This window comes from Mesorhizobium sp. M0715, assembly GCF_040320355.1.
Lineage (GTDB): Bacteria > Pseudomonadota > Alphaproteobacteria > Rhizobiales > Rhizobiaceae > Mesorhizobium.
Genome location: NZ_JAMYPL010000025.1, coordinates 65563 through 92434 on the forward strand (window position 1 = coordinate 65563; position 26872 = coordinate 92434).

Sequence of the window (26872 nt, forward strand, 5' to 3'; positions counted from 1 at the left end):
ATTTACTCCCCAACCTTGTCGTCGTCGGCCAGCGCCTGGCTGGCGATCTTGCCAAGAAGTGGTTCGTTGTTCAGAAGTTGCGCGATGCGTTTTTCGGCGTCGACGCGGCCATCCATGAAGCCAAGCAGCTCCTCGAGCTGGCGCCGCATCTTGAGGATCTCGGCCAGTTGCGGAACTTGCTCGGCAATCTTGTCCGGGGCGAAATCGCCCATTCTGGAAAATGTAAGGTCGAGCGCCAGTTCCTCGTCCCGCTCGGCGCCCTCAACCTGAGGCAGCGTATTCTTCACGCGGGCTTTCACTCGTGGTCCGAGCGCCTCCATGAATTTGGGGAAGCGGTTTGCGTCGGTCTCGACAAAGGAACGGTCCAGCACCGACTTTGACGCTTCCTTGGTCTGCGAAGCACCGGAAAGGTCGGCCATCACGCCCATGACAAACGGCAATTCGATCGTCGTCGGGCTACCGTAGGTTTCCACGTCGTAGGCGATCTGCACCCGCGGTGCGCGATTTCGTTCGATAACCTTCGCTTTGCTTTCGGCTGGCATGTGCTGTTACCTTTCATCCTTCTGAGCCGTCTTCTTGACATCGGGAACGCCGGCAAGGAGCCGGAATTCCTTCAGCCCCGACGGCGCGAGATCTTCCATCAGTTCAACGAAATCCATATGCACCATCCGGCGCACGCGCCGCGCTAGGTGCGGAATCGGGCTCGACGGTTCAGTGCGGTCATAAAAGGCGACGACGAGGTCGAGGCATTTCACCACGTCGTCGCGCGAGGAAATCCGGTTGGGAAGCCCCGTGCTCGAGTCCGCGTAGCTTGCCGCACTTGCCATAGTATCGGCTCCATGACCGTTTCGAGCAGGCGTTGCCGGTTCTGCCGGCGTGGGCGGCTTGGCCGCGCCATTCGCCAAGGCGCCGGCTGCCGAATTCCGTTCGAGGGTCGTCAGCAGACGCTGCAGAAACCGCTTCAATTCCGGAACAGGAGCGCCGCCGCCCTCGAGACGGGCGTTGAGAGCGGTCTCGACCGCATCAAGGGCTGCGATCGCTGCCCGGGCGTCGGCGACGAGCAAGACCATTTCTGCGTTGGCTTGATCCATCTGTGCCGCACATCCAGCACGCACCCGGTTCAACAATTGTCCGTGCGCACTGACCAGTGCGGCCTTTTCTGCCGCGTTCAATCCCGAGGCGGCTTCCTGGAGCATGACACGGTCGTCGAGCGCACACCTTTCCAGATCCTTGCCCTGGATCGGGCCGATCGCACGTGGCGCAAAGAACGTCATTTGCCGCAGGTTCGCCAACAACCCCTCCTGACCATTCTGGAGGTCGAGCAGCGCGTTGATACGGCGCAAGGCGGCATCGCGTGGCAAAGCGTTGGGCCGCAGTGCCGGATGCATTGTTTCCCAATGCTGATCGAAGGTCTGCGCAATAAGGGCCAGCCCCTGCGCGAGCCCGGCCAGTCCTTCTTCATTGGCCAGCGCGCGCGTGACGACGACGAGCAGGCGCAGGTCCCGGCCATGCGCACGCAATTCCTCCGCCTTGGCGAGCACCGCGGGCCAGTCGACCGGAATGGTGCTTTGCGAGGCGGGTTTGTTCTGGCCGTCGTGGACGACCTTGATCTCGGGTTCCGTCAGGCGCTCCAGCTCATGAAAAGCCGGGTCGTTGCGCAAATCCTCCCCTGACGGATTTTCACCGTCGAGCGGAGCAAGCCAGAGTGCGACATCAATCACACCAACCCCCAGCGATCGGCCCTCAAACCGTACGTGACCCTACGGTATCACACGGTTGCACTTTACCACAATTCAAGCACTGCTCAAAAAATTAACGAAAGCTGACCAAGCCGCGTCTTGGGTGCTGGAACCCTTGACCAGATTGCTGACCCTGTATGTGAAATGCATTACACCGAGGCGGACAATTGCGTGGTTGTTTGCATCTGATGGCGCGGCACTCTCCACAAGTGGAAGGGGCGCTGTTCATCACGCTTTGTCAAGTGACGGCTTATGTGGCAGGTTATCGACTGGCAGATTGCAGGAGCACGTTCGATGGAACAGCGCCGGTCATCGCAGACCTTCAAACGCAAGGAACTGGTCGGCAAGCTCAATCCTGTCGGTGTGCGCGCCTTCAAGGCTGCGGCCGACACCGCCAAACTGCGCGGCAATCCTTACGTCGAGCTCGTCCACTTCATCGAGCAACTGGTACTTTCCGACCGTTCGGATATGCAAATGATAATCGCCGATGCGGGCCTTGATGCGAGCCGGCTCACGGCCGATATGACCCGCGCCGTCGACAAGCTGCCTTACGGCGCAACGTCGATCGAGGAATTTTCCGACCATATCTTCCATGCCATCCAGGAAGCCTGGAACCTAGCCACGCTGGAGTTCAGCGTCGAGGAAGTCCGCAGCGCCCACATTCTCCTTGCCTGCCTGAAGACGCCGGTCCTGGAAGGCCTGCTGTCGAAGATCAGCGGCGAGTTTGACAAGATCGACGCCGCCGCGGTCATCGCACGGTTCGCCGTTGTCATGGAGGGCTCGCTCGAAGCCGGCGCCTCGACCACGGTCTCCACCGCAGAGGCGCCGCGGCGGCCTCCGGGTGGGGATTCGGCGCTGGCGAAATACGCCACCGACCTGACCCAGCGCGCCCGCGACGGTAAGATAGATCCGGTTGTCGGCCGCGATCCAGAGATCAGGCAGATCGTCGATATCCTGATGCGACGCCGGCAAAACAACCCGATCTTGACCGGTGAGGCCGGGGTCGGCAAGACCGCGGTCGTCGAGGGCTTTGCCTTGCGTATCGCTGCGGACGACGTGCCGCCGACACTGCAAGGGGTCAGTGTGCGCATGCTCGATGTCGGATTGATGCAGGCGGGTGCAAGCGTAAAGGGGGAGTTCGAAAAGCGGCTGAAGGCAGTCATCGATGAGGTGCAGTCTTCCGAAACGCCGGTCATCCTGTTCATCGATGAGGCTCACACCTTGATTGGCGCTGGCGGCGCGGCTGGAACAGGCGACGCGGCCAATCTGCTGAAGCCGGCGCTGGCGCGCGGCGAACTGCGCACGATCGCGGCAACGACCTGGGCCGAGTACAAGCAGCATATCGAGAAGGATCCGGCGCTGACCCGCCGTTTCCAGGTAGTCAAGATCGACGAGCCGTCCGAGGCGGTGGCCGTTCTCATGTTGCGCGGTATCGCCGGCGTTCTTGAACAGCACCACAAGGTGCAGATATTGGATGAGGCGATCGAGGCGGCGGTTGGTCTCTCGCATCGCTATATCCCGGCGCGGCAACTGCCTGACAAGGCGGTGAGCCTTCTCGACACCGCTTGCGCCCGTGTCGCCATATCGCAGCACGCCACGCCGGCGGAGGTCGAGGACATCATGCGCCGACGCCAGGCGCTGGAGGTCGAGCGCGGCATCATCGGTCGCGAGGCCGCGATCGGCATCGAGGTGAGCGACCGGCAGGCACGGGTCGACACCGGGTTAGCCGAAACCGAAGTCATGCTCGCCGCCGCACAGGAGCGTTGGGACGGGGAAAAGGCACTCGTTGCCGAAATACTCGAACTGCGCGCCAGGCTGCGTGGCGAAGGTGTGCCGCTCGATGCGGTGGAGACGCCGGAGACCAATAGGGAAACAGCAGGCACGGACTCGGTTGAGACTCCGCTGCCCAAGGTCGAAACGCCCAAGACCAAAACGGCCAAAATCAATGTGGAGGCACCGGCGGCTGCCAATGCCCCTCCACCCGATCCGGCCGCCGATCTCACCCGGTTGCGCGAACTGATGGTCGAACTGGCCGAGGCGCAAGGCGAGACGCCGCTGATCCTGCCGTCGGTCGACCGCAACGCCGTGGCGGCGGTCGTTCAGGACTGGACCGGCATCCCGACGGGGCGGATGCTGTCGAGCCAGACCGAAAAAGCGCTGCGGCTGGCCAGCACTCTGTCCGAACGCGTGGTCGGCCAGGATCACGCCATGGAGATGATTGCCAAGCGTGTGCAGACCAGCCGCGCCGGGCTCGGCGCGCCGGAGAAGCCGGTGGGCGTGTTCCTGCTCTGCGGCCCCTCGGGCGTTGGCAAGACCGAAACCGCATTGGCCTTGGCCGAGACGCTCTACGGCGGCGAGCAGAACCTGATCTCGATCAACATGTCCGAGTTCCAGGAGGCGCACACGGTCTCTACCTTGAAGGGGGCGCCGCCCGGATATGTCGGCTACGGCAAGGGCGGCATCCTGACCGAGGCGGTCCGCCGCAAACCCTATTCGGTGATCCTGCTCGACGAGGTCGAGAAGGCGCATCCTGACGTGCACGAAATCTTCTTCCAGGTCTTCGACAAGGGGATGATGGACGACAGCGAGGGCCGGCGCATCGATTTCAAGAACACGCTGATCCTGCTCACCTCGAATGTCGGCTCCGAAGTCATCATGGATCGGACCAGGAATGGCACGCTGCGGGCAGGGCTCGACGATCTGGACACCGCGCTGCGCAGCCCGTTGCTGAAGGTCTTCCCTGCGGCCTTTCTTGGCCGGGTGGTGACCATTCCTTACTATCCGCTTTCGGGTTCGATGATCGAAGCGATCACCCGTCACCAGTTTGCCAAGATCGCTCGCCGGCTGCGTGCGACCAACGACGCAGAATTGGTGATCGGCGATGGCGTCATGGACCTAGTCAAGGCCCGCTGCACCGAGATCGAATCCGGCGGGCGGATGATCGATGCCATCCTGACAAACACGCTGCTGCCGGAATTGAGCCGCGGCGTGCTGAACCGCTCGCTCGAGGGCGAAAGGATGACAAGGGTAACCGTCGGCGCCTCCAAGGAGGGCTTCACCTATTCCTTCGAGTAAGGAAAGTTGATGACGGTTTGCTTCGGCTTCTTCGTGCATAGGCAAGCTGAGCCGACTAGCCTGGGAGCGGCCGGTGGCGGTGAATTCGTATGACGCAATCGGTTAGAAGAATGACGGTATTCTTTTACCTGCCACGACACCGGATCTGCGAGTGGCTTTAGTCAAACACGCTGCGGCCGCTGTGGGCGAAGGCATCCAAGGGTCGCGGAGAAGGTGCTACAGATTGTGATACCTATTGTGATACAAATCGGACGTTGGAGCAGAAAAAACATAATAAAAACAATAGCTTGATCCGGGGATAGGTCCCAGCCAAGGGTACCATAAATAGTCAGGTCATTTCAAAGACTTAAAGATTTCTGGCTTAGCCAAGCTGGCTTGAGTGTCAGTGCATTCTGTGGACGTGTACCATAGGGAGCTCGTCGGGCTATGCCTATGACGGTCGAACCTGCGACGTCGGCCGTCGTTTCGCTTGAGATCTTTGCGCAGCCAAAAATGCCGGCGTCCACAGGAGGCTTGCGGAAACCGCAGGCCTGAGGCCGAGCGGCTATAGCCGGCAGGCCAAGTACCTTCTCGCCGGGAGCGGAATTGCTGGCCCGGTGGTGAGCGGATCTGGTTCTGACGCAAAAGCTGCGTTGCCCGCGGCCCGTGCCCCAATCCCTTTCTTGGCCAAGACGGATACTCCAGCGTTCAGCGGGCGTTGCGGCTCCATGCATACCGCCTCGTTTTCAGCAGCCCTGCATGAGGCGATCTCGAATCATCTCTGCAATCGGGATCGTCGAGGAGGCGGCGGGTGAAGGGGCGTTACAGACGTGCAGCATGCGGTCCGTTTGTGCGAACAGGAAATCATGAGGGCACTGTCTTTGCGCACGGCTTGCGCGCGGATGCCTGCTTCGTGCGGGAGCAGGTCGGCGAGGCCGAGGCTCGGACAGTATTTCCGGCCAACAGCATCAGGCTGCAGCCGGGATATGTCTCAACCAGCCGCATGGCCGTCGCCAGGTCGACGATGCCGCCGCCGATAACGCTATAGTGGGGCACGCTTGCACAGTCGCCAGCCTTTGGCCGGCAGTTTCAAAACTCATTGTCCAGAGGGACTTCCAGACCCGCGATCTGTCGCTGTCCTTGTCGGCAAGCAGTAGCTGACGATCAATCTCCTCGCGTGGTATCGACATTTCACGGCGGCCAGATATCGCTGCCCAGATCTCGCTGCCAGCGTGGACCGGATGTCGCCGCAGCATACCAAGAAGGACGGTGCTCTTTGACAATCTTCCCCTTCACCGAAGCCACCTCGATCCAGTTCCAGCAGCCCCTGCCGAAGACTTCGGACGTCGTGATCATCGGCGGCGGGGTCATTGGCGTGAGCACGGCACTGTTCCTGGCGCGACGGAACGTCTCGGTGACGCTGCTGGAAAAGGGCCGCATCGCCGCCGAGCAATCCTCGCGCAATTGGGGCTGGATCCGGCAGCAGGGCCGCGATGCCGACGAACTGCCGATCGTCATCGAAGCGCAGCGCCTCTGGCGGCAACTGGCGCAGGAATGTGGCGAGGACATAGGACTGAAGCAGACGGGCGTTACCTATCTTGCGCGGACAGACAAGGAGATGGCCGGTTTCGCGAAGTTTCTCGAGATTGCCCAGGCTCATGGCGTCGACACGCGTCTCCTCGACCAAGGTGAGTTGGCAAGCCTGATCCCGGCCATGTCGCGACCGTTCAAAGGCGCAATGATCACCCCATCGGACATGCGGGCGGAACCTTGGGTCGCGGTGCCCGCGCTTGCTCGCCTGGCGGCCCGCGAAGGTGTGACGATCATCGAGAATTGCGCGGCACGTATGCTCGACATCTCCGCGGGACGCATCAGTGGCGTCTGGACCGAGAAAGGGCGCATCGCGACCTCGAGCGTCGTCGTCGCCAGCGGCGCGTGGACGTCGCTCTTTCTGCGCGCCCACGGCATCTCGATTCCGCAGCTCAGCGTCAGGGCGACCGTCGCCGCGACAGCACCGATGCCGGAGATCCACGCCGGTGCCGCCGCGGATGAACGCATCGCTTTCCGGCGCAGGCAGGATGGCGGGTATACGCTCGCATCGGGAGGCAGCAGCCAACTCTACATAGGGCCGGACGCATTTCGCCATGCGGGCAAATATTTCAGCGCCCTGATGGCCAATCCCTTCGGCACGCGCTACCTGCCGGGCGCGCCGCGAGGATACCCGGATGGCTGGTCGACGCCGCGCAGATGGAACGCGGATGAAGAAAGCCCTTTCGAACGGATGCGGGTCCTCAATCCCGCTCCCGAGACGTCGGCGCTCCGCGCCATCGACCGCGGGTTCAGGGAGCTTTTCCCTCAGTTCACGACTGTACCGCTCAAGGCGAGCTGGGCGGGCATGATCGATGCGATGCCTGATGTCGTGCCCATCGTCGATCGCGCCGCTGCGATCCCGGGTCTCGTTATAGCGACCGGGATGAGCGGCCACGGCTTCGGCATCGGACCCGGCATCGGCCGTGTGTTGTCTGACCTCGTCCAAGGCAACGAGACTGGGCACAACCTCTACAGGTTCCGTCAATCCCGTTTCAGCGACGGCAGTCCGATCCGATTGGGGCCATCGCTGTAAGCGTTCCTGCCGCCCGCCAGCCCATCCGCTCTGGCCTTGAAGGACCGGACGAGGATCTCAGGTGCCGCATGCCCGGGCGTAGGCCTCGATGCTCCGCCGGACGTGACCGATCGCGATCTCCTCGACGTCGCAGGCGCGGTCAGCCCATGTGACTGCAGAAGGCAGGTGCTGGAGAAACAGCATCACCGGCACCTTGCGGCCGTTCAACGTATCGAAGAGACGGTTGCAGGCGGCACGGGCTTGCGGGATCGCCCAATAATATCGGATGCGATCGGAATAGGAGTAGTGGCGCAGCGTCCGCTTGTCGGCATCGCTTCCATGATAGTGGCTTGCCCAATTCTTGGGGGTGCCTTGCATCAGCTCTTCCATTGCGTGGTAAAGCGGCCGCTCGCCATAGTCAGGCACCAGGTCGGAAGCGATCAGGTCGAGCGAGTACAGCGCCTCGCGCAGCTTGAAGGTCAACTCGGGTCCGACCTTGAGGACGGCGAAGCCGTCCTCGACGAGTTCACGCAACGGCCTCTCACCCTGATAGTCCGTCGAATGGGCTTCGAAAATGAGCGACGGCAATCTGTCGAGGGTTGCCGCCAGGTCGCCGGCCTTGGTCCGATCGTAGAAAATCACATTCTGGTTGCCGAACTCCACGCCCGGCTGCACGACAAGCCCGATGACGCGGGAAAATGCGCTTTCAAGCCCGGCGGTTTGGAACGCCTGGGCGTGAATGGCATGTGTCTGGCTACCCGCCTCCGGACTGGTCGGGGTGATCGCATCCAAAGCGTGATCGGCGCCACCGGGCGGCGGCACCTCCGTCCCGATGATGTAGACCGGGCTTGCCCCGCCGCTCTGCGCTGCCGCCTGCTCCGCGACGCCCGCCAGCCTGGCCGCGCGCCCGGCCACCGTGTGGTCGTCTAGCGTCGCCGGTTCACCCGCGCAGCCCATCGAAGCATCGAGGTGGATCTTGCGGAAGCCGGCGCGGACATAGGCATCGACCATCGTCCCGGCCTGCGCCATCGCCTCCTCGGCGGGCCGGTCTTTCCAGGGATTAGGGCCGAGATGATCCCCGCCAAGCACGATCAGCTCTTCCGGGCACCGCTCGGCTGCCGCGAGCGCTTCCACCATCGCCGCGAAATCGGCCGGCGTCATGCCCGTATAACCGCCCAGATGATTGACCTGATTGCACGTCGCCTCGATCAGCACGGTGGTGCCGGTTTCCCGGCCGTGGCGTAGTGCGGCTTTAAGCACCAGCGGGTGCGCCGAGCACACCGAGGTCACCCCGATTTTCTTCCCGTCCCTGTGCAGGGCCGGCAAATCTTCGATCGCCACACGCATCAATTTCTTCTCGCCGTTCTTGCCATGAAATCTTCCAGCTCGGCCGGCGTGCCGGCTCCCTCCATGGGACCGTGGCGTGTGACGTTGCGCGCCCCTGCCGCGTTGGCGAATTCGAGCGCCGTCTGCAGCGCCATGCCCAGCCGCCGGCATGCGACATAGGCTCCCCCGAAACAGTCGCCGGCCCCGGTGGGGTCCGTTTCCTCGACGATCAGGCCGGGGCAATCGGCGCGGGCTCCGGTGCTTTGACGGGCTGACGCGCCATGTTCGCCGCGCTTCACGGCGATCTCCTTGACCCCTCGTCTGAACAGCGCCTCGATCGCGCGTTCCTCGCCGTCCGTGCCGGCGGCCAGGAACAATTCATTGCCCGACGGCAGCAGCAGGTCCGCTTCGTCCACCAGACCGGCGAATTTCTCCTCGGTCTGGCCGTGCGCCAGCAATTCCTTGCGCAGGTTCGGATCGAGCGACATCGTGCCGCCGCGTGCCTTGATCAGCGGGATCGCGCGTTCGGTGATCGCCCAGGCTGCGGGACTTGCGAACACCGTTCCCATGACATGGATATGCCCGCAACGCGCGATCAGCGCCTCGACCTGCGGGGTCCATTCCAATCGAGCGGCGGCGGATTTGGCGATGTTGTAGACGAAATCGCGGCTTCCGTCCGTGCGGTAGCGAACAAAGGCGCTGCCCGTCGGATAATCCGGGGAAACAGCGATGGCGGAAGTGTCTACGCCGTCCCGCTTCAGGCGCTCCACGTTGACGACGCCGAAATCGTCGTCGCCGACCACGCCCACCATTGCGGCCGCTCCGCCCATACGTGCGCATTGATCGATGAAGATGGCGGGCGCGCCGCTCGGAAAGGGGCCAATGAGGTCGATAGGTTCCCGGAAGCCGGTGCCTGTCTGCCTCGCGACGATCTCTACCAGGATTTCTCCAATCGCCACGGTTGGCCCGAGCGAGTCCGCTGCAAGTGTTTGGGGGAGGTCGTTCATGAAGCGTCCATCCTGGTGTGGTGTCGTTTGCGGTTTCACGACGCCGAGGCGCAAGGGGGATTCCTACCGGTCGATGTGAATCGATCAGTTGCCATCACGCTACGATCCTGAATGCATGGTCAAGCGCACACCTGGAAGGTAACGACGCGCAAACCCTCAGCCTGGAAACAGATCCAGGATCGACGACAGACGGTTGGTGCTGAGATCGACGTCGCCGAGCAGGCCGCCGCTGGGGAGATAGCCAACCACGAACAGACCGGCGGCTCGTGCTGCCTTAGTGCCGGTGCGGCTGTCTTCCACGGCCACCACCGACTCTGGAGCTACGGCGAGCTGCCGGCAGGCCTCGCGATAGGGCGTGGGGTCGGGCTTGCCGGCCGACACGTCGTCGAGGCTGATTGTGAGACTCATATGATCGAGCACGCCGAGCGCATCGAGATTGGCATTGACGACTTGCCGGCCGGAATTCGAGACGCAGACCTGCGGGACGCCGCGGTCAGCCAGGGTCCGAATCGTCTCGACCGCCTCGGGGATTGGGACGGCGTTCGCCCGGTTCGCGACGTAGTGGGCATTGATAGCGGCGAGCCACTCCGCCTGGTCGAGCCCGACTGGGAGACGCGGACGCAGCATTGTCCAGACGTCGCCCATATGGATGCCGCGAAAGGCTTGGTCGGGCAGGTCGTCAAGATCGACGTTCCAGTTGCGGCAGCCGGCGAGGAGGGATTGATGATGCAACGGCTCGCTGTCGATCAGCGTTCCGTCGATGTCCCAGGCGACGGCGCGATACATCACGATGACGATCCCGCTCTGGTCGCGCCAGGAGCCGACAGGCGCGCATAAAGATCGCGATAGCGGCGATAGCCGTCGCGGTAGATGTCAGCCTTGCGCGGGTCGGGATCGAGCCGGTCGGCGAAGCTGACGAAACCGGAAACGCCCGACCAGTCGTCGGTTAGGCCGACGCCGATCGCCGCCGTCCAGGCAGCGCCGATGCAAGAGCCGGGGTGCCCGGTCAGTCGTTGGACCGGCTTTTGCAAGACATCCGCGACAATCTGCATCCAGACCTTGCTGCTCGAGCCGCCGTCGGAGGCGAGATAGCGCTCGGTCCGGTGACCCATGTCGTTGAGCACCTCGATATGATGCGCGATGGCAAAGGCATAGGCCTCGAGCAAAGCGCGCCAGACATGGCCGATATCGTGCGACAGCGTCAGCCCATCGATCACGCCACGAGCCGCTGGATCATGGATCGGCGTCTTCTCACCGAGGAAGTAGGGCAGGATGGTGAGGCCATCGGCACCGGCGGGACGCTCTGCCGCCAGCGCATCGAGCCGCTGGTGTACCGAAATACCCTCGGCCTGTGCCGTGGCCATCTCGCCGCCGGCGAAATTGCGTACGAACCAGTTGAGGCCCGAGCCGCCGGTCGACATGCAGCCATTGGGCATGAACAGGCCCGGCACCAGGTGGTAATCGAGATACATGCGCGGATCGGGCTTGATCTGATCGGTGGCGATCAGGATATCGACCGAGCCGCCGAATTTCAGGAGGACATCGCCTGCTTTGGCAACTCCGGCGCCGAGCGCGGAGGCGATCATGTCGGCCGCACCACCGACGACAGGTGTTCCCGCCATCAGGCCGGTCTCATCCGCGGCCTTCGCCGAGACGGAACCGAGGATCTCATGCGAGGCGATCTTTCGTGGCACGGCCGAGCGCGGTATGTGCGCGAGCGCCACCAGATCGTCGTCGATCCGGTGCGTCGAAACGTCGACGAAGCCGGCCTCCAGCGCCCAGTTCTGCTCGACCGCACGTTCGCCGGTGAGGCGCCAGTTGATATAGTCATAGGAGCCGAAAACGGTGGCGATGCGGCTGAACACCTCCGGTTCGTGACGCTCTATCCAGCGCAGCTTAGCGGTGACGAGCTGTTGGTTGATGCCGTTGCCGGCCTTGGCGATGAAAGCCGTCTCATCGCATTCGGTCCGCAGTTCGGCCACTTCGGCGCCACAGCGGCCGTCGCTCTGCTGGATGCTCGGCCGCAACACCTCGCCCTGGTCATCCAGAAGAACGACCGCTGGCAGCATGCCGGTTGTGCCCAATGCCACGATCTCCTCGGCTTTGATGCCGCTGGTCCTGAGCAGCTCCTGCACGATGTCCCGGACATTGGTCCACCATTGCGCGGGGTCTTCCTCAGCCCAGCCCGCGTGCTCTGAATGCAGCGTGACGGGGCGCGAGGCGAGGCCCAGCACCTGATCGGGAAGCCGGATCAGAATGCCGATCGTCGAGGTGGTGCCGATATCGAGACCGAGAACGAACGCCATGTCGAATCCATTGAAATGCCGGGAAGGGCAGGCGGGCGAACCTGTCTGCCTCGTTGTGTCCCACTGCTCGATACCAGTCGATCATTCCGGACGCCGGCCCGCAACGATCGATATGATCACCGCGAGCCGGCGGTGGCCGGCATCGCCGTGGAAGCCGTCCTCAGCGCAAAGTGGCGACAACGTCCATAAAGCGCTTGACCCGATCGCCGTCGACGGCGTTCCAGGTATTGCCATCGATCTTGAAATGGGTGCCGATCACGACGCCGCTCGCCAGCGAAAGGACATCGCGGACATTGTCGATGTTCACGCCGGTGTTGGCGAAGACCGGCACGTCCTTGATCGTCTCGCAGACGCTGCGCAGGTGGGACTGGTCGGCCGGCTGGCCAGTGATCGGACCGGAAACGAGGATGGCGTCGGCCATCGACGAGAACACCGCGCTCTTGGCGCGCAATTCAATAGGACGCTGGTCGAGCGAGTGTGCGAACTCTGCATTGATGTTGAAGAGAAGCTTCATGTCGTCGCGGCCAAGATTGTGCCGCAGGCGCGAGGCGGCGGCGCAATCGGGCTCCCACAAGCCCATGTCGGAAGCGAACAGGCCGGTGAAGATCTCGCGCACGAAACGGGCTCCGGTGGCAGCCCCGATCGCGACGCTGGCGGTCGGATCCCAGAGATAATTGACGCCAAACGGCACTTTCAGTTCGGGCTTCACCGCCTGGACGATCGCAGTCATGGCGGCAATGCCTTCGGGCGGCGCCTTGAAGACATAGGGGCGGTCGTTCTCGTTGCCGAACATGATGGCATCGACGCCGCCGCTCTGCAGCTTGCGAATGTCGGAGAGCACGCCATCGATCAGCTTGTCGAGGCCGCCATCGGCATCATAGAGGGGCGTTCCCGGCAGGGCACCGATGTGGGCCATCGAGATGACAGCCTTCTTCTTGTCGCCGAAAAATTCAAATACCATCGAGTCGTCTCCTTGGGGATAAAGTGAGAATGTTGCGCCTCAGTCGCGCGTCAGTGGCGGCGCGATGCGCAGGTCGACCTTGGCCGCGGCGAGCGCCGCGGCGATCTTGGCCGGCGGCTCGGCATCGGTGATGAGGATATCGATGTCCGATAGTGGCGCTATCCGCACCAGCGACATGCGCAGGAATTTGGCGGAATCGCAGAGCACGATCTTGGTGCCTGAGCGTCTCAGATAGGCGCGCTTCATATCGGTATCATCGAAGGAATAGTCGAAAAGGCCGTCCGCCGTGATGCCGGAGACGCCGATCACGGCGACGTCGAACCACAGCGCCTCGAACTGGGCGATGGCCGCGGGTCCGCCGGTCGACATCTCGTCGGCTCGTACGCGGCCGCCGGCAACATAGACTTCGGGCATACCGCCGTTCAGCGCCGCCGCGATCCTGAGGCTGTTGGTGAACACCTTGGCGTGCGGAAGGTCCTTGAGGTGCTCGGCCATCAGATAGGTGGTGGTGCCGACATCCAATGCGATCGTGCGGTATCCCGAAACCAAGGCGGCCGCGGCGGCGGCAATCGCGGCCTTCGGGTCACGGCGCTGGCGCAAGCGCGAATCGAAACTCGGCTCCTCACTGTCCATGGCGACCAGCGGCGGGTTATCGGCCTCGATCGCGCCGCCATGGATTCGCACCAGCCTGCCCTCGCGTTCCAGTTCGACGAGATCGCGGCGGATCGTCATGTCGGAAACGGCGAGTTCGGCCGCTGCCGCGGCGACGGTGAGCGACCCCGTCCGGCGCAGGAAAGCGAGGATGCGGGCTTGTCGATCGTGCGCGAGAAGGCGCTGACGATCGGCATCACGCGGTGCGCCATGCGTGGACGATAGGGGAGAGGCGGTGTCGTCGGCCATCGATGTATCCGGTGGGTAAGCCGCTGACGAAGCGGTCTGCAACTTCAACTCTACCGCATGATCGAACATTTTCAAACAAAAATATGTTTGCAGCGTTCGAATTTATTGGTATGCATCTCGATATCAACAGATCGCATTCCGCCACCAAGCAGAGAGAATACGACCATGCCGGCTGTCTCCGTCATTCCTCCAGTGCTTGCCGAACTCGCGGGCAAGCGTGCCTTTGTGACGGGTGGCGGCGCGGGGATCGGTCGCGCGATCGCGACCGCCCTGACGCGGCAGGGTGTCGCCGTGGCGATCGGCGATCTGGATCCCGACGCGGCGCGCAAGGCGGCCGAGGAGATTGGCGGCGGTGCCGTCGCCGTCACGGTCGATGTTCGCCGTCGCGATTCCGTCGAGGCGGCCTTTGCCGCCGTACTGGAAGCGCTTGGCGGCTGCGACATCCTGATCGCCAATGCCGGCGTGTCCACCATGCAGCATGCGCTGGATCTGACCGACGAGGAGTGGGACTTCAACTTCTCGGTCAATGCGCGCGGGGTGTTCCTCGCAAATCAGATCGCTGGACGGCATTTTGTCAAGCAGGGCACGGGCTGCATCGTCAACACCGCCTCGCTTGCCGCGAAGGTCGGTGCGCCGCTCCTGGCGCATTATTCGGCGTCCAAGTTCGCCGTGCTCGGCTGGACGCAGGCCTTTGCCCGCGAGCTCGCGCCCAAAGGGATACGCGTCAATGCCGTCTGCCCGGGGTTCGTCAAGACCGGCATGCAATCGCGAGAAGTCGAGTGGGAGGCGCATCTGCGGCAAGTCACGCCCGAACGGGTGGTCGCCGACTATATCGCGCAGACGCCGCTCGGCCGGCTCGAGCTGCCGGAGGATGTCGCCGACGTCGTCGTCTTCCTCTGTTCGGATCAAGCCCGCTTCATGACTGGCCAGGGGGTCAACGTGACCGGCGGCGTCTACATGACCTGACGGCTTTTGGCGGCTGTAACCGGATCCTGATGCTGGCACGCGCCATCCAAAAAAAGTGAACACATATGATCAGAAGGCAGGCTTTCAATGTTATATTTTGTTCTCTAAGATGACCGTTCGCTCGACTCCGGCCTTCGGCGTTCAGCCGGGTCAGACGGGTTCATGAGGAAAGTCTATGGCGTCTATCGAGCTCGATCGCGTTTCCAAGCTCTACGGCAATGGCAATTACGGGGTGCATGAGGTCGATCTCACCATTCCTGACGGTGAATTCGTGATCTTTCTCGGCCCGTCGGGATGCGGCAAGTCGACGACGCTGCGGATGATTGCCGGCCTGGAGAGTATCTCTTCCGGCGATCTCCGCATCGGTGGCAAGAGCGTCGCCAATGTCGCGCCGCGCGACCGCAACGTCGCGGTGGTTTTCCAGAGCTACGCGCTCTATCCGCATATGTCGGTGCGGCAGAATATGGCCTTCGGGCTGAAGATGCGCGGCACCGACGCAGCGGTCATCGATGCCAAGATTGCGGACGCCGCTAACCTGCTCGGGCTGCAGAATCTTCTCGGCCGCAAGCCGGCAGCGCTTTCGGGCGGCCAGCGGCAGCGTGTCGCGCTCGGTCGGGCGATCGTTCGCGAACCGGCGGCCTTCCTGCTTGACGAGCCGCTGTCCAACCTCGATGCGCAGCTGCGTGCAGAGATGCGGCTCGAACTCGTCAAGCTGCACCGGCGCCTTGGCCGCACCATCGTCCATGTCACGCATGACCAGGTCGAGGCCATGACCATGGGCGATCGCATATGCATCATGCGCGATGGTCGCCTGGTCCAGGCCGGCCGGCCGCTTGAAGTCTATGCCGACCCGGTCAACACCTTCGTCGCGCGCTTCCTGGCGACGCCGCCGATGAACCTCATTCCGGCCACGCTTCAGCCCGCACCTGGCGAAGGGCTCTCCGTCGTGACCGACAGTGGTGCCGTGCTTACCGTCCCCGCCCGCCACCGCAACGCCTATGGCGAGCGTGTCGGGCGCCGCGTCATTCTGGGCGTTCGAGCCGAAGATTTCCACGAACGCGCCGACAAGCCGGACTGGCAGAAGATTGCCGTACGGGTCGTGGCCGTCGAGGCTCTCGGCGCCGAGAACGTCCTGATCGGCCAGATCGCGGGTCAGGCCACCGGCAAGGATCATGCCCACCCCGCCGGAGACGACAAGCCGTTGGAGATCGCCGCCCGCCTGAGCCGTTATTTCACGGCGCCCGTCGGCTCGATCGTCGAGCTCTACATCGACCCGCTGCCAATGCACCTGTTTGATCCCGAGACCGAACTGGTCATCGCGCGGCCGAGCCTCATGGGGGCCACTCGATGATGGACAGAAACGAACGGCCTGCCTTTCGCCGCCGCTTCGGCCTGCATTTCGGGCTGATTGTCGTTTGCGCCATCGTGCTGCTGCCGCCGCTCTGGGTGCTGCGGACGAGCTTCGTGCCCGAGCAGCTATCCTACAGCAACGAGCTGATGCCGGCCTTTACGACGGACAATTATTCGGCGCTGCTGTCAGGTCGCTTCGGTCAGTCCTACCTCAACAGCCTGATCGTCGCGCTCGGCTCGGTTCTGCTCGCTTTGCCTTTCGCCGCCACCACCGGCTATGCCTTCGCCCGCTTCCGTACGGGCGGTCGTTGGGCGCGCTTTGCCGTTCTGGCGACGCAAATGCTGCCGCCCGTGGCGCTGGTGCTGCCGACCTTCACGCTGTTCCGAAGCCTGGAGCTCAGCAATTCGCTGACCGGGCTGATCATCGTTTATGCCGCGCTCAACCTGCCTTTCCTGACCTGGATCCTGATGGGCTTCTTCGAAGGCATTCCAGTCGATCTGGAGTGGGCGGCGATGACCGACGGCGCGACCGCCTGGGGCGCCTTCTGGCGCATTGTGCTGCCGGTGTCGATGCCCGGTATCGCGGCCGCCGGCGTGCTCGGCTTCATCCTGGCGTGGAATGAGTTTTTGTTTGCCCTGGTTTTGAGCGGGCCGAAGACGGCGACCATACCGGTTGCGCTCGCCGCGTTGCAGACCTCGAACGGCGTCCAGATCGCCAAGGTTTCTGCCGGCGTCGTGCTTGCCATCCTGCCGCTGGTCGTGGCTTCCCGCTTCATCCAGCGTTTCATCGTCCAGGGCTTGACGTTCGGCAGCGTGAAATAGGCCGGTCGCTCCGAGAGCCGACATGGCTCGCTAGCCGGTTATTAAATCGTGACGGGATCACCGCCGCGTCCAGAGGGAAAGAGGAGTAGAGAGTTATGACTTGGAACAAGCAGACCTTGATCAAAATGCTGATGACGGCCGTGAGCGGGGCAGCGGTTGTCAGCGCATCGCTTCCGGCCAGGGCGGCTGAGCCCATCACCTTGCACGCCTTGATGGAAGACGTGCCGGAAACCAAGATCATCGAAGCGCTGTTGCCCGAATTCGAGAAGCAGACCGGCATCAAGGTCGAGTTCGAGAAGATCGGCTATCCCGACATGCACGACAAGCTGGTGTCCCAGCTGACCGCGTCGCAGAGCTACTACAATGTGCTCGAGGTCGACTTCCTGTGGGCCGGCGAATTTCCGGCGGCCGGCTGGCTGGCCGACCTGAAACCCTTCGTCGAGAAATCCAAATACGATCTGAGCCCCTTCATTCCCTCGACGCTTGACCTGCTCGGCCGGACCAAGGACCAGCTGTTCCTGGTGCCCATGTACAACTACTCGATGGGCCTCCTCTACCGCACGGACCTGATCGGCGACGAGAAGCTCAAGGCCGCCTACAAGACGGCAACCGGCAAGGAGCTCGCTTTGCCGACGACGCTCGAAGACTATGTGACGATTTCCAAATTCATGAAGGCCAATGCCGGCGTCGCCGGAGCCGCGATGCAGGGCCAGCGCGGCGATCCCAACAGCATGGAATTCTCCAATTACCTGTTCTCCGCCGGCGGCAGCTATCTCAATGCCGACGGCAAGGCGAGCCTCGACACGGCAGAGGCCAAGAAGGCGCTCGATCTCTATGTCGACAACATCCAGCACGGCGCCCAGCAGGGTGCCGTGTCGGCGACGCTCGATGACACCATGCGCCTGATGTGCAGCGGTTCGGCCTTCAGCATGGTCACCTATTGGTGGATGCTGCCGCAGATGGACGATGCCGTGAAGTGTCCGACGGTCGCCGGCAAGGTCGGCCTGTCGGTGATGCCGGGTGGCCACGGCGAAAGCGGCGGTTGGGGCTGGGGCATTCCCAAGAACACGTCGCCGGAAGAGCAGGAAGCCGCCTGGACCTTCATCCAGTGGGTGCAGAGCAAGGATGTTTCGGTGAAGCGCGCGCTCGAGGGCCACGCGCCCGTGCGCAGCGATGTCTATGCCGATGCGGCGGTGCTGGCGAAATATCCCTTCTACAAGACCGCCGAGGATGTGGTGGCGACCGGCAAGTCGTTCCCGATCTTCACCTATTCGGCGCAATACGAGGATCTGCTCGGTACCCAGCTCTCGCTGGCGGCTGGCGGCCAGGCGACATCGGACGCGGCGCTGAAGGCGGCTTCCGACGGCTTGCAGGGGCTCCTCGACAAATAGCGGTCCGGCTCGGCAAGGAGATCCGGCGCGGCGGTGTCAGCCGCGCCGGACTTGTCCAGACCCCGGATCTTGACGAGATCAGCAACGCCACCCCGACCAAGGCTCGGCTACGATGCACAATGCGATCAAAAAAGGATGGGCTGCCCGTGGCCGCGAGTGGCGGACCGGCTGGGCCTTTGCCTTGCCCGGCCTGCTGCTGCTGGCGATCGTGATGGGCTTTCCGCTGGCCTATGCCTGCATCCTCTCGATCTCCTCGATGACCTTGATCAAGCCGCAGCTTCTGCCGCTTGTCGGGTTCAAGAATTTCGCCTCGATGATCGGCGATGAGCTGTTCTGGAACGCGCTCTGGCTCACCGTGCGCTATTCGGCGGTGACGGTTGTCGGCGAATTCGTGATCGGGCTCGGTATTGCCCTGATGCTCAACCGGACGGTCCGGATGAAGCCGGTCTATTTCGCGATTCTGACCATTCCCATGGCGATGTCGCCGATCAGCGTCGCCTTGATCTGGCGCATGCTGCTCCAGCCCAATCTCGGCATCGCCAATCATCTGATGGAAACGTTCGGCCTGCCGCGCCTCGACTGGCTCGGCACGCCAGGCATGGCGCTCTGGACGATGGCGGCGATCGACATCTGGCAGCAAATGTCCTTCGTCGTGCTGATCCTCGCCGCGGGGCTCGCCGCTCTGCCGCGCGATCCCTATGAGGCAGCTGAAGTGGATGGCGCACGCGGCTGGCAGCAATTCTTCTACATCACGCTGCCGATGCTTCGGCCGGTCGCGGCGATCACCATCATCATCCAGCTGATCAACGAGTTCCGGACCTACGATCTGCCCTATGTCCTGACCAAGGGCGGGCCAGGCAATGCGACCGAAGTGCTGAGCTTCTTTGCCTATCGCCGTGCCTTTCTCGGCCTTTCGCTCAACGAAGGCGCGGCGGCCGCGTTCGTGCTGCTGCTGATCGTCCTTCTGCTCACCGTGATCTTCTTCGCCGTCCTCGAACGCTCGCAATCGGGAGAGGGCCGGAAGTAGGCTGTTAAGCCTTGAGCAATCTATACGGCCTATCCTGGCTTGCAGATTGTCGAGGGAACATGAAACGCAAGCCGCTTCTGCTTTTCGCCTTTCCGTTTCTCATTCTGGCGGTCCTGGCAGGGGAGCGCGTGGCGACCTTGTTGCTGGGCACCTATCCAGCCAGCCCCACCGCATGGTGGCTATGGCTTGAACTGCGCCCTCTGTCGACGGTGCTTTGGCAGCAGGTCGATGTCTGGCTGGGTGGTTCCATGGCTGTCGACGCCGTCATTCTTGCCGCGGCAGCGATCGTCTGCTGGGTGGCGTGCCACACCAAAAAGTCGGCATTCTCGTTCCTCGCCAACCACGTCGCCTTGATTTTCGCTGGCCTGATGATCGCCGTCGGCAGCCATTCGGAAACGGCGAGCACGATTGCCGAATTCACGTCGCCCAAGGGTCTTCCGTATTCGCTGGCCGTCGATTTCACCTTGAAAAACAGCCTGGTTCTGCTTTTGGGCATCGTGGCCTGTGCCTACTGCCACATCGCCTTCCTCACTGAGGCGCGGGAGCGGTCCGTCCGGGCCATCCGTATCCTGGCGCTGCAGCGCGATCTCTAGACCGATCGCCACCTGCAACCCGCCCGCTCCGGGCTCTGCCGGGTCTAGTTGATCCGGCGGTAATAGACCTTGCCGTCGGGCTGCTGGATGCGCTGGTAGTTGGAGCTTGGAGCAGGGGGCGAGGCCGATGCGATTCTCTTCCTGGGTGCGGGCGCTTCGATGACGCCGGGTTCGCTCGCGCTCTCGCCGTCGAGGGCTTCGGGCGCTTGCGCCAGCGTGCTGGTGGCGAATTCGGACGGTTCTTCCGCACCCGGCATGGCCTCGCCGCCGGCGACCGGCGCATTCTGCCCCAACCGGGCAATGCTGGCATCGATCTCGTTGAAGCTGCCTTGCAGCTGGCTGTCCAGTTTCTCGAAACGGCTCTGGAAGCCGTTGTTGACCGTGTCGAGCCGTGCCGCGATCCGCTGCTCGAACGCGCCGAGCTGCTCCAGCCGCGCTTCGACGAAACGCAGGTCGCTCATGCCCCGATAGAGATAGACCGCGGCCGCCATGTTGATCGCGGTGATCAGAAGCGCGCCACCGGCGACGATGACGCCGATCGTCTTTGCCTTGCTGGGTTTCTCGGCGGCAGCCGATTTGCGCTGTTCCTGGTTTCCGATATCGATCGCCGGCATGTCCGGTTCGCTGATCATCGTCATTGGACCACCACCTTTGCGCCGACCGCGACGCGTTTGAAAAGATCGATCACATCCGTGTTGGTGAGACGAAAACAACCCGATGTCCCGTCGAAGCCGACACCCGATGGGTCGTTGGTGCCGTGTATGCGGTAGAGCGTGTCGCGCCCGTCCCGCGACAAATAGAGCGCCCTTGCGCCGAGCGGATTGTAGGGGCCGGCGGGCACCATTTTCGGCAGCTCCGGCTGGCGGGCCCGCATTTCCTGCGGCGGGCGCCACTCCGGCCATTCGGTCTTCGCCCCGACCTTGACGGTGCCGGTCCAGCCGAACCCGTCGCGCCCGACGCTGATCTGGTAGCGCAGCGCCTGGCCCTGGCGGGTCACCAGGTAAAGCGCCTTCTCGTCCTTGCGGATGACGATCGTTCCCGGCTGCTCGGCGGTTCTAAAGGCGACGGCCTTGCGCAGGCTGGGTCCCATCGCCGGCAGCGGCGGCCGCTCCGAAAGCGCCGATCGCGCCTCGGCGAAATCGTGGACGGACAGCGCCAGCGCCACGCCGAGCACGCAGGCGCCGGCGAGCTTTGGGGCGATCCGATATCTATCGGGCAGCGTCATCGAGCCGCTCTTTGAACATCCGCTTCAGATCCTTGTTGAAGCGCGCCCGCCCATCCACTTCCGACGGCGGGATGGCCCTGTTCAGCGCATCGGTCAGAAGCGCGTTGTCCAGCGCCACCGACTTGATGTGCGGCGCCTTGAAGATCTTTTCGAGCTCGCTGCGCGAAAAATGGTTCCCGAACCATTTGCGCTTGTGCTTGTTGGCGACCAGCGTGATCGAGACCGCATTGCCGCGCAACTCGCGGATCTTCTTGTAGAGCCGCTTGCCCTGCCGCAGCGAAGCGACGTTGAGCTCGAACACGATGAAGATCTCGTCGCTCGTCGACAGCACGGAATTGTGCCAGGGCGTTTCGAGATTGGGCAGGTCGATGACGATGTCGTCGAAGCGGTAGGCGACGAGGTCGAGCAGCCGGAAGACGAAATCGCTGCCATGCGGCTCGAACGGCAGTTGCGGCCGCTCGAACGCGTAGAGGGTGAGGCCGGACGGGCGCGACAGCTTGATGACGTCCATCAGCTCGACATCGAGCCGCTCCGGCTGGCCGATGATGCCGGCAAGGTCGAACTGGTTGAACAGATTGAGATAGGCGCCGCAATTGGCGCTCTGGAAATCCAGGTCGACGAGACAGGTGGACGCCCCGCGCTCAGCCGATTTCGACGCCAGGAATTCGGCCGCCGACAGCGCCAGCGTCGTCGCGCCGGCGCCGCCGCTGGCGCTGATGAAGGTGATGATCCGGCTCTTCGTTCCCTGGTTGCCGGTGTCGTGGAAGGTCACCGCATTGAGCAGCTCCTTGCCGTCGAGCGGCTTGTGCAGCCAGTCCGAGGCGTTCATGCGCACCAAAACGCGCGTCTGCTCCGAACTCAGCTCGTCGGAAACCGCGATCAGCGGCACGCTGGCCCACAGCGCGCGCGCCTCGACGATGCCGGGCCTGCCGAGCAGCTCGCCATTGCCGAGATCGAGGATGACGATGCCGGGGCGCGTATCGGCCGGCGGCCCCTTGAGAAAGTCGCTCGTCTCGGAAATCCTGACATCATAGATCGCCAGCGCATCGAGCCGCGTCGCCACATCGCGCTTGAAATTCGGATCCGACGAAAACAGCGCCACCTGCTTGCGCTTGGTCGGCGTAACCTTGGTGCTGATGGCATTCATGGATAGACGCTCTTCAAATCTTCGCCCGTGACCGTGCTCAGCATGGAGGGCATGGTGATGTTTCCGAATCCGAGCAGGCCGCCCAGGAAGAAGAATTGGAAGGGATGATTGGTAATGCTGACGGTAATGGTCGGCACCGGTCCGCCAGGGCGCGTCCAGTAGCCGAGGCCAGAGGCCGCGTATTCGATCCGCACCTGCGATTTCTCCAGCATAGGCAGGAAGTCGAGCATTCCAGCACGATTGGCGGTGCCGTCATAGATCGTATCGAACGCGGCCTGGCTCGCATCCTCGGACTTGCACAAGCCTCCTCCGATACTGCAGCAAGCGACGCCTGCTGCGCTTGCAGTACAGACATAATCATACGTGCCGGCCGACACCGCTGTGCCGACTTTGGCTATATCGCTCTGCGTTAGCGTCTCGGATGGAAGCCCGATGGCGACGGGGGTGGAAATCTGCGCCAGTCTTGCGCCGGCTTGCACCGCTTTGTTTCCGGCGTTCCATTGGTAGAAGGCGTATCCGAAATCGACGAAGCCAAGCAGAAGCGTCAACAGCAGTGGCAGAGCGATGGCCATTTCGACCATTGTCGCTCCGGATTGGTTAGCCCAAAACTTGATGCGCTCCGTCACCATCCGATGACTCGTTCCTGATGGGATACACTGAGGGTCAGGGCCCCAAAGCCAAGATACGACCAGAATCCTACGTCCGGATAAGAATAGGAAGTGCTGACGTCCACGACATCGACTTTGGTCGTGCTGCTGAGATAAAGCTGCGTGCCCGTGGCGGCATCAACCGCGTCCAGCGAGACCGCCTTGGTGATGTCAACCGTCGCTGGAAGCCATCCAGTCACCCGGGCGGTGCCGCTATCGATCGTCCCATAGGCAGCAAGGTTTTGAGCCCGTGCCTTGCAAGTCGCCCAATCGCTGCTGCATCGCGCCATGTAGCGACCCGCATCCTCAACGCCGGCTTCGAGAAGCAAGCGTGTGTTCAGGATGTTGGAGAATTCGAACACACCGGCCGACAACAGCAATACGAGTGGTGCTGTGATTGCGACTTCCACCAAAGCGGCGCCACTTTCGTCGCCTCGGAACCGCCGTATGATTTTGCCGAACCTGATCATGTCGACTCTACCGATACAACTGGGCTTCGTTGCGGAATGCCTTGTCTACAAGGGTGTTGTTAGCAAACCCTCCATCGACGTCGACGATCTCAAGGCTGATCGCCTTCTCGGCACCAGTACCTTCCGGATTGTCCTCGTCGTTGGGATTTTGCTTCTGGATGGGATTGTTCAGAAAGACGCTCGCATAGCCATCCGGCTTGACTGCGGTGTGCCCGTTTAGCTTCGCTTGGTTCGCCTTGCAATCGATGATGGCCATGTTCATCAATCGGCGGCTCGGATCTGCCTTGGTCAGGTCTCCCTTATAGCACGAAGGTGTTCCCACTTCGTTTGAAGGCCCTTTCGACTTGTCCCCTACGATTCCGGCCGCGATCTCATAGTTGTAGACATCATACCTGGATGCGGGGACGTTACGCTTGAGCGGGTCAGTCGTCGCCGGGAGGTTTGGATACGCTGCGTTCTTGTGATTGGCGGCCCAATAGGCGGTCCAGAACGAATTCAACGCGATCGGCAGCGTCATGCCCGTTGTGGAACTATAGCCGGTACCATCCGGAAGAGGCAACGCGGAACCATCTGTCGCGACATCAAACTTGTTGCAATTGCTGTTCTTGCTGGCCCCCTTGCGAACATTGCTCGCCGGCCGATAACCGAGGTCCTTGTTGTTTTTCAAAGACCCCTGATAAAGATCGAAACGCACATTGAGGCCAGTATTAACCTGCCCCAAGGTGACGCCCGTTTTTGTAGTCAGCGAAGTCCGGCTGTAGCAGGTGCCAGCGGTTCCCTTGGCCATTCCCTCTTGTATCGAGGTAAGGCCGTTTTCCAGCAGGCCAAAGTTGCCTGGGCCGGGGTTGCTGTCGACTTTCAAAATGCGAAATTCGCGGCTGTAGGTATCGCCCGATGCGAATGCCTGCTGGATGGTCTTGCTGGTCAGCGGATCGGTCGTCTCGAACGGATTGCACATGAAGATCGGCACCGTTTCGCAGATCGACTGGACAAATCCGGCAACCGCCTGCGGCCGGATGTCGAAGGTGCCGTTGCTGCCGATAAAGCTTGCCGGAAAGATGGTCGCGAAAGAGCCGGCACCGTCCCCGTCACCGGACGGGTTTACTGTCACCAAGGAGAACGTCACGGCTTTGGGGTCTGTGCTTGACCAGTCATGGCCATTGGCATCGACACCCGCAGCATTCAACCCGATGCTGTCGTCGGCCGGTATCCCGGTCAGATATTTAACGGTCACATCAGCCACGGCGAGCGTGTGGACGTTAGAGGCAGGATCGTCAGAGGTAGAAAATTTCGTTGTATTTGTGAGTAAGGTTGTCTTCGCCAACTCCGCCCGCGTGATCGAATCCGCTCTGCCGTCCAGCTCAGCGGCTGTGGCAAGCGCGAGGGCGTCAATCCCCTTCTGCAGATCATTGTGAAGGCTGTTGGCCCGGCTCATATCGACGGCAAGTAACGCAAAACCGATGATCACCGGCAGCATGATTGCAACGAGGATCATCGCTATGCCGCGTTGATCGTTCCAGAAGGCTCGAATGGTCCCCAACATGACCTTACTCTCTTTCACCTCGCGCCAGAGCCCCTCGCATGCCCGGCGCCCTCCGCATCCTTCCGTTCAGTTCACGGCGTCACACCCGACCCGCCGACATTGACCGTGATCGCCGGCGGCGGCGGCGGCGGCGGCGGATATTTGTAGGCCTGGGCAACGGCAGCGGCGCGCGCGCCGTCACCCTCGATCTTGGTATTCCTTGCGTTCGGATTGAGCGGATCGACCGTCTGCAGCATCGAATTGAATTTCTGTGTGTCGCCGGCAGCCAGGGTCACCGAATCGTAGTGATTCAGATAGTCCGCGGCGCAGCCCGACAGCGCACCGACGCACACAATGAGGATCAAGGCGCTATTTCTTGACATAGAGCATCTTGTCCTTCGATTTGAAGTCGAGCATGTGGCCATAGGGGCCGGTGACGCCTTCGCCCAGCTCATATTTGCGGACCATGTCCTTGGTCACTTCAAGCTGGCCGAGCACGAAGAATTCCGGATCGTTGGCGGGACGCGTCTTGTCGAACGGTGTCGCCAACTGCTCGCCGGGCTTCACCGGCCGCACGATATGCGGCGTGACGATGACGACCAGCTCGGTTTCTTCCTTCTGGTTGCTCGAACTGCGAAACAGCGTGCCGATAACCGGCACCTGGCCGAGCCAAGGCACCTGGTCCTGGAGCTTGGTCGTCTTGCTCGACAGAAGTCCGCCGACCGCGAAGCTCTGGCCGTCGCGCAACTCGACCACGGTCGCCAGCTTGCGGTTGGTGAAGATCGGGTCGCCGGCGGTGGTGAAGCCGGTCAGGTCGCTGACCTCCGGCGCCAGCTTCATATGGATCTTACCGTCGTCGAGCACGACCGGCGTGAACGTAAGGTTGACGCCAAATTGCTTGTAATCGATCTGGACTAGGCCATCCGTGCCGATGCTGCGGATTGGTACCTCGCCGCCGGCGTTGAAGCTGGCCGGCTCGCCGGAAAGGGTGGTGAGATTGGGGTTCGCGAGCGTGCGCACCGCGCCTTTGGACTCGAGCGCCTCGATGATCAGATCGACCTTGATGTTGCTGTCGATGACGCGCGTGATCAGCGCTCCGAACGGAGCCGAATTGGACAGGAGGCCGCTGAGCAGACCGCCCGGTCCGAGCACGACACCGTCCTCGTCGACGGCAGCAACACCGGTACCGGTACGGGTTGTGCCATCGCCGTTCCTGCTCTTGATCGACACGCCGAGATCCCTGCCGGTGTTGCGCTTGGCTTCGAGCACGCGCACTTCGAGATTGACCTGCTGGCTGTCGTCGACGATGACGGAATTGATGATGGCGTCAGGACCATATTGCTGCGCAACCGCCATGATCGCCGCCAAAGTGGCGCCGTCCTTGACATGACCGCCAAGCCTGACCCTGCCGTTGACCGAGCCGACTTCGATGCGCGACTTTGGCGCAACCTGGCGGATCGCTTGCGCCATGTCGCTGACATCGACGCCGACCTCGATCTGGAGCGCGCCGAGAGAGCGCTTGTCCGTAGAGAACAAATTGACCGTGGTGGTGCCGGCGCCCTTGCCGATGACATAGAGTGTCCGGTCGGTCATCGGCTGGGCATCGGCAATCTTCTCGTCGCCGACGACGATGTCGCCGAGATTGGCACTCACCTGGATCGTTACCGATTGCGACATCGGCAGGAAAATCCGATGGACGCTGGGGGTCGACACGTCGATGAAGCGGTCGGCCGCCTCGGCCGCCAGGCTCGACAGCAACAGCGCCGCCAGACAAGGCAACGCGGCCGCCGCCATCCTCAACCAAGACCCCTGCATCC

The 26872-nt window shown here is 62.5% G+C and carries 24 protein-coding genes and 1 pseudogene; 8 read left to right on the top strand and 17 right to left on the bottom strand.

Annotation, left to right across the window (positions count from 1 at the left end; translation table 11 throughout):
* Positions 1-2: 2 nt before the first annotated feature.
* Together tssB and tssA are read right to left on the bottom strand one after the other, a co-directional pair.
* Positions 3-542, bottom strand: a complete 540-nt coding sequence (gene tssB / locus NKI21_RS25535; RefSeq protein ID WP_352440778.1) for a type VI secretion system contractile sheath small subunit — start codon at positions 540-542, stop codon at positions 3-5.
* Between the two features lie 6 nt (positions 543-548).
* Complete coding sequence (gene tssA, locus NKI21_RS25540; protein WP_352440777.1) at positions 549-1721, bottom strand: type VI secretion system protein TssA; 1173 nt, start codon at positions 1719-1721, stop codon at positions 549-551.
* A gap of 312 nt (positions 1722-2033) precedes the next feature.
* On the opposite strand from tssA, the gene tssH reads away from it, so the two are divergent.
* Positions 2034-4814, top strand: a complete 2781-nt coding sequence (tssH, locus tag NKI21_RS25545) for a type VI secretion system ATPase TssH (protein ID WP_352440776.1) — start codon at positions 2034-2036, stop codon at positions 4812-4814.
* A gap of 725 nt (positions 4815-5539) precedes the next feature.
* Here the strand turns inward: tssH and NKI21_RS25550 are convergent.
* A pseudogene (locus NKI21_RS25550) lies at positions 5540-5751 on the bottom strand (L-2-hydroxyglutarate oxidase); the annotation flags it as partial.
* 318 nt (positions 5752-6069) lie between these two features.
* On the opposite strand from NKI21_RS25550, the gene NKI21_RS25555 reads away from it, so the two are divergent.
* Complete coding sequence (locus NKI21_RS25555; RefSeq protein WP_128302644.1) at positions 6070-7416, top strand: NAD(P)/FAD-dependent oxidoreductase; 1347 nt, start codon at positions 6070-6072, stop codon at positions 7414-7416.
* A gap of 57 nt (positions 7417-7473) precedes the next feature.
* Here the strand turns inward: NKI21_RS25555 and NKI21_RS25560 are convergent, their stop codons facing one another.
* The 6 genes from NKI21_RS25560 to NKI21_RS25585 all read right to left on the bottom strand — a co-directional run bounded on the left by NKI21_RS25560 (position 7474) and on the right by NKI21_RS25585 (position 13895).
* Positions 7474-8742, bottom strand: coding sequence for a D-tagatose-bisphosphate aldolase, class II, non-catalytic subunit (locus NKI21_RS25560; RefSeq protein ID WP_128302643.1), 1269 nt, complete (start codon positions 8740-8742; stop codon positions 7474-7476).
* Complete coding sequence (locus NKI21_RS25565; protein WP_031212406.1) at positions 8742-9728, bottom strand: tagatose kinase; 987 nt, start codon at positions 9726-9728, stop codon at positions 8742-8744. Before NKI21_RS25565 ends, NKI21_RS25560 begins: the two co-directional genes overlap by 1 nt.
* 156 nt (positions 9729-9884) lie before the next feature.
* Positions 9885-10514 (bottom strand): HAD family hydrolase, encoded by a 630-nt coding sequence (locus NKI21_RS25570; RefSeq protein WP_352555013.1) that lies wholly within the window; start codon positions 10512-10514, stop codon positions 9885-9887.
* A complete protein-coding gene (locus NKI21_RS25575; RefSeq protein ID WP_352867963.1) occupies positions 10514-12034 on the bottom strand; it encodes an FGGY-family carbohydrate kinase in 1521 nt (506 codons plus the stop codon). The genes NKI21_RS25570 and NKI21_RS25575 overlap by 1 nt, the downstream gene beginning before the upstream one ends.
* Positions 12035-12194: 160 nt before the next feature.
* Positions 12195-12995: a BtpA/SgcQ family protein gene (locus NKI21_RS25580; protein WP_023809131.1), complete on the bottom strand. Its 801-nt coding sequence runs from the start codon at positions 12993-12995 to the stop codon at positions 12195-12197.
* 39 nt (positions 12996-13034) lie between these two features.
* Entirely contained in the window at positions 13035-13895 is an 861-nt protein-coding gene (locus tag NKI21_RS25585; RefSeq protein ID WP_352440770.1) for a DeoR/GlpR family DNA-binding transcription regulator, read from the bottom strand.
* A gap of 165 nt (positions 13896-14060) precedes the next feature.
* Here NKI21_RS25585 and NKI21_RS25590 point away from each other — a divergent pair, with 165 nt between their 5' ends.
* The 6 genes from NKI21_RS25590 to NKI21_RS25615 all read left to right on the top strand — a co-directional run bounded on the left by NKI21_RS25590 (position 14061) and on the right by NKI21_RS25615 (position 20044).
* A complete protein-coding gene (locus NKI21_RS25590) occupies positions 14061-14861 on the top strand; it encodes an SDR family NAD(P)-dependent oxidoreductase (RefSeq protein WP_127292989.1) in 801 nt (266 codons plus the stop codon).
* 175 nt (positions 14862-15036) lie between these two features.
* The gene (locus NKI21_RS25595) at positions 15037-16212 is read left to right on the top strand and encodes an ABC transporter ATP-binding protein (protein ID WP_352440768.1); all 1176 of its coding nucleotides are present in this window, start codon (positions 15037-15039) and stop codon (positions 16210-16212) included.
* Entirely contained in the window at positions 16209-17033 is an 825-nt protein-coding gene (locus NKI21_RS25600) for a carbohydrate ABC transporter permease (protein WP_081734746.1), read from the top strand. The genes NKI21_RS25595 and NKI21_RS25600 overlap by 4 nt, the downstream gene beginning before the upstream one ends.
* Before the next feature lie 95 nt (positions 17034-17128).
* Complete coding sequence (locus NKI21_RS25605) at positions 17129-18424, top strand: extracellular solute-binding protein (RefSeq protein WP_081734745.1); 1296 nt, start codon at positions 17129-17131, stop codon at positions 18422-18424.
* A gap of 112 nt (positions 18425-18536) precedes the next feature.
* Positions 18537-19451, top strand: a complete 915-nt coding sequence (locus NKI21_RS25610; protein ID WP_128302633.1) for a carbohydrate ABC transporter permease — start codon at positions 18537-18539, stop codon at positions 19449-19451.
* Between the two features lie 59 nt (positions 19452-19510).
* Complete coding sequence (locus NKI21_RS25615) at positions 19511-20044, top strand: hypothetical protein (protein WP_352555009.1); 534 nt, start codon at positions 19511-19513, stop codon at positions 20042-20044.
* A 44-nt stretch (positions 20045-20088) separates the two neighbouring features.
* On the opposite strand, the gene NKI21_RS25620 is transcribed toward NKI21_RS25615, so the two are convergent.
* From NKI21_RS25620 to NKI21_RS25655, 8 genes are all read right to left on the bottom strand, one after another.
* Positions 20089-20682, bottom strand: a complete 594-nt coding sequence (locus tag NKI21_RS25620) for a hypothetical protein (RefSeq protein ID WP_352609950.1) — start codon at positions 20680-20682, stop codon at positions 20089-20091.
* The gene (locus tag NKI21_RS25625; protein ID WP_352609952.1) at positions 20679-21269 is read right to left on the bottom strand and encodes a L,D-transpeptidase; all 591 of its coding nucleotides are present in this window, start codon (positions 21267-21269) and stop codon (positions 20679-20681) included. The genes NKI21_RS25620 and NKI21_RS25625 overlap by 4 nt, the downstream gene beginning before the upstream one ends.
* Complete coding sequence (locus NKI21_RS25630) at positions 21253-22416, bottom strand: CpaE/TadZ family protein (protein ID WP_352867970.1); 1164 nt, start codon at positions 22414-22416, stop codon at positions 21253-21255. Before NKI21_RS25630 ends, NKI21_RS25625 begins: the two co-directional genes overlap by 17 nt.
* Positions 22413-23045, bottom strand: coding sequence for a TadE/TadG family type IV pilus assembly protein (locus NKI21_RS25635; protein ID WP_352867972.1), 633 nt, complete (start codon positions 23043-23045; stop codon positions 22413-22415). The genes NKI21_RS25630 and NKI21_RS25635 overlap by 4 nt, the downstream gene beginning before the upstream one ends.
* Positions 23039-23533, bottom strand: coding sequence for a TadE/TadG family type IV pilus assembly protein (locus NKI21_RS25640; protein WP_352609956.1), 495 nt, complete (start codon positions 23531-23533; stop codon positions 23039-23041). Before NKI21_RS25640 ends, NKI21_RS25635 begins: the two co-directional genes overlap by 7 nt.
* Positions 23534-23540: 7 nt before the next feature.
* Positions 23541-25076, bottom strand: a complete 1536-nt coding sequence (locus tag NKI21_RS25645) for a TadE/TadG family type IV pilus assembly protein (protein WP_352867975.1) — start codon at positions 25074-25076, stop codon at positions 23541-23543.
* Positions 25077-25147: 71 nt separating this feature from the next.
* On the bottom strand, positions 25148-25420 hold the full coding sequence (locus tag NKI21_RS25650) for a hypothetical protein (RefSeq protein WP_352752397.1): 273 nt from the start codon (positions 25418-25420) through the stop codon (positions 25148-25150).
* Between the two features lie 4 nt (positions 25421-25424).
* Positions 25425-26870, bottom strand: coding sequence for a type II and III secretion system protein family protein (locus tag NKI21_RS25655; protein ID WP_352867978.1), 1446 nt, complete (start codon positions 26868-26870; stop codon positions 25425-25427).
* Between the last annotated feature and the right edge of the window lie 2 nt (positions 26871-26872).